Consider the following 3,211-nt stretch of genomic DNA (forward strand, 5'->3'; position numbering starts at 1 on the left):
CTGGGCGAGGATCACCCGGACACGCTGATCTCGCGCAGCAACCTCGCCCTCATCTATCAGGTGGCGGGCCGCACCGCGGAGGCGGTCGCCGAGTTCGAGGCGGTGCTGGCCGATCAGCAGCGGGTGCTGGGCGAGGATCACCCGGACACGCTGATCTCGCGCAGCAACCTCACCGGTGCCTACCAGGATGCGGGCCATACCGCCGATCCTGGTGAGGCGTAGCCATGACGTTAACAGCGGCGTGAGTTGCTCACGGATTGCTCACACCCGCGTTGACAACGGGTGGCTCTAGATAGCAACCACGACAAGGCCGATGCCCCGTGACCTGTGGCGGGGCGCGTCGCCGGTCAACGGTCCGTACGGGCCGACAAGCACACTCGCGGCCTGAAATCGGTAGGTCGGCGGTTCGGCCCCGCCCCTGGCTACGAGACTGGGGCTGGCCCCGCCCGCGGAGAGCGCGGGCCGGGCCAGCCTCGTTTTATTTTGCGCGACTTCGTCGCGCTTGGCGGGGGCTTCGCCACCCGCACCCCCGCTGCCGGGGTTGTCCTCGCTGCATGGTTGCGGGGAAGGTGCAGGGGCCCCGCGCTCGCTGCTGGGCACCCGCCTTCGGTGCCGGGCCGCCCTCGTTGCCGGGCCTCGCCCTCGTTGCCGCCTTGCCTTCGCGGCCGGGCCTTGCCTTTGCGGGCGGGGCTCGCCTTTGCTGCTCGACATCCGCGCTCGGTGCCGTCTTGCCTTTACTGCCCGGGCGCCGCACTCGATGCGCATCCTTCTGCTGGGCTCGCTCCTGCCTGGTTGCGGCGGAGATGCGGAGAGCGTGCCGGCTCTGACGAGCCGTCGCCCCGCTGCGCATTTCTTTGGTCGGGCTGGTCTCTGCTGCAGCGTTGCGGGAGGGGGCAGGGAGCTCGCCCGCTGGGTCGGGCTCACCTGGCTCCGCGCCCTTCTGCTGGCTCGCTCCTGCTACATGAGTTGCGGAAGCGGACGGCGCTTCCGGCCATGGGCTCGGCCCGTCCCATTGCCGGCCGTGGCCCGACTGCGCATCCCCTTGCTGCGCTCGGCCTGCTGTGTGGTTGCGGCGGGGTGGGGACAGCGCGCTGTGGGCTCGCCTTTGCTGCGTGCGTCCTGCCGGGTCGCCGGCGAGGGCGGGGAGTGCGCAAAGGCGCGGGGCTGATGGCTGCGGCCGGTTGTGGGGGCGGTCGTTGCGGAGGAATCTTGGCGGGAGTCGAGTTTTGGAGTGGCTTCTTTGTGGGTGGGGCGGTAGTGGCCGCTCGGGCTGGCCCTGCACCGGACCCGAAGGCGGGCCTTATCGGGTCTGGGTCGGGCCATCCAATGAGCCGGCTTCCGCGGGACGGGCTGGCCGTAAGGGAGCTGTAAGCGGATGGGGAGGGGGGATTCAGGCAGGGGCCGGAGGATAGGGCGATGTTCACGCTTGTGCTCGTCGGTTTTGTCGGGGGGATCGTTACCGGCATCTCGCCGTGTGTGCTGCCGGTTCTGCCGGTGGTGTTTCTTTCCTCGGGTGCTACCGGCGGACGTGACGGCAGTGGCCGGCGGCCGCTGCTGGTCGTTCTGGGGCTGACGCTCAGTTTCAGCGTGTTCACGGTGCTCGGGTCGCTGGTTTTGCGGGCCCTGCCGGTGCCGCAGGACATCATTCGCTGGGGCGGCATCCTTATTTTGGTGCTGCTCGGCGTGGGCATGATTGTGCCGCGGGTCGAGCAATGGCTGGAGCGGCCGTTTCAGCGGCTGTCGCCGAAGGCGCCGGAGAAGGACCGCGGCGGGTTTCTGCTCGGGCTCGCTCTCGGCGCCGTCTACGTGCCGTGCGCCGGGCCGGTTCTGGCGGCGATCGCGGTGGCCGGGGCGACCGGGAAGTTCGGGCCGTCGACGCTGGCGCTGACGTTGGCGTTCGCGGTGGGGACGGGGTTGCCTCTGCTTGTGTTCGCGCTGGCCGGGTGGCGGATCGCCGACCGGATCAAGGCGTTTCGGACGCGGCAGCGGGGCATCCGGATCGCGGCCGGCGTCGTGGTGGTCGGGCTGGCCGTCGCGTTGACGTTCAACGTTACCGACGCGGTGCAGCGGGCGATCCCGGACTACACGAACGCGCTCAGCGACAAGGTCAACGAGGCCGGCGCGGTGGCGAAGGCGCTGGGCACCGGCGGGGCGACCGGCGCGCTGGGCGAGTGTCAGTCCGATGCCGAGAACGGGCTGGCGCCGCAGCTCGAGGACTGTGGGCCGGCGCCGCAGCTGACCGGGCTCAACGGGTGGCTGAACACGCCCGGAGACGCGGCCCCGCAGTTGACCGGCAAGGTTGTGCTGGTCGACTTCTGGGCGTACTCGTGCATCAACTGTCAGCGGGCCATCCCGCACGTCACGGCCTGGAGCAAGGCGTACGAAAAAGCGGGGCTGGAGGTTGTCGGCGTGCATACGCCGGAGTACGCCTTCGAACACGTCCCGGCCAACGTCGCCGCCGGCGCCCAGCGGCTCGGCATCACCTACCCGGTCGCGCTGGACAACGACTACGAGACGTGGGATGCGTTCCACAACGAGTCGTGGCCGGCCGACTACCTGATCGACGCCACCGGGAAGATCCGATGGGTCGGTGTCGGTGAGGGTATGTATCCGCAGACCGAGATGCTGATTCGGCGGCTGCTGACCAGCGCACACCCGGACGTGACGCTGCCCGGCGCGACCGACGTACCCGATCTGACGCCGACCTCACCGTTCCAGACCCCGGAAACCTATCTGGGAGCGGGCCGTGCGCAGAGCTACCAGGGCGATGCGCCGCTGCAGCCGGGCACGGCCACGTTCAGCGCGCCCGCCAAGCTGTCCGAGAACGCGTTCGCACTCGGCGGCACCTGGGCGGTCACCGCTGAGTCGATCACGGCCAAGAAGAATGCGGTGATCACGCTCAACTACACCGCCGCCGACGTCTATCTCGACGTGGGCGGCACCGGCACGGTCACGGTCACAGACAAGGGCCAGACCCGCACCTACCAGGTCAGCGGCGCCCCGAACATCTACACCGTCGTGCATACCAAGGCGCTCGACTCGGGCATCCTCAAAGCGAGCCTCTCGCCTGGCCTCAGCGCCTATTCCTTCACGTTCGGCTGAGCGGGCGGCGCCAAAGAGAGACGGGCGCCAGAGAGAGACGGGCGCCAGAGAGAGACGGGCGCCAGAGAGAGACGGGCGCCAGAGAGAGACGGGCGCCAGAGAGAGACGG

The 3,211-nt window shown here is 69.5% G+C and carries 2 protein-coding genes; both read left to right on the top strand.

Features of this window, described 5'->3' with window-relative positions:
- On the top strand, positions 1 to 222 hold a 222-nt coding region (locus AB0M88_RS01965), incomplete at its 5' end, for a tetratricopeptide repeat protein (RefSeq protein WP_364093922.1).
- A gap of 1,194 nt (positions 223 to 1,416) precedes the next feature.
- A complete protein-coding gene (locus AB0M88_RS01970) occupies positions 1,417 to 3,102 on the top strand; it encodes a cytochrome c biogenesis protein CcdA (protein WP_364093925.1) in 1,686 nt (561 codons plus the stop codon).
- Positions 3,103 to 3,211 lie beyond the last annotated feature (109 nt).

The sequence above is a fragment of the Actinoplanes sp. NPDC051411 genome, from assembly GCF_040682075.1.
GTDB lineage: Bacteria > Actinomycetota > Actinomycetes > Mycobacteriales > Micromonosporaceae > Actinoplanes.

Excerpts from the sequence above, each read along its gene's own strand:
- AB0M88_RS01970 (WP_364093925.1), top strand. The coding sequence starts at position 1,417 with ATGTTCACGCTTGTGCTCGTCGGTTTTGTCGGGGGGATCGTTACCGGC.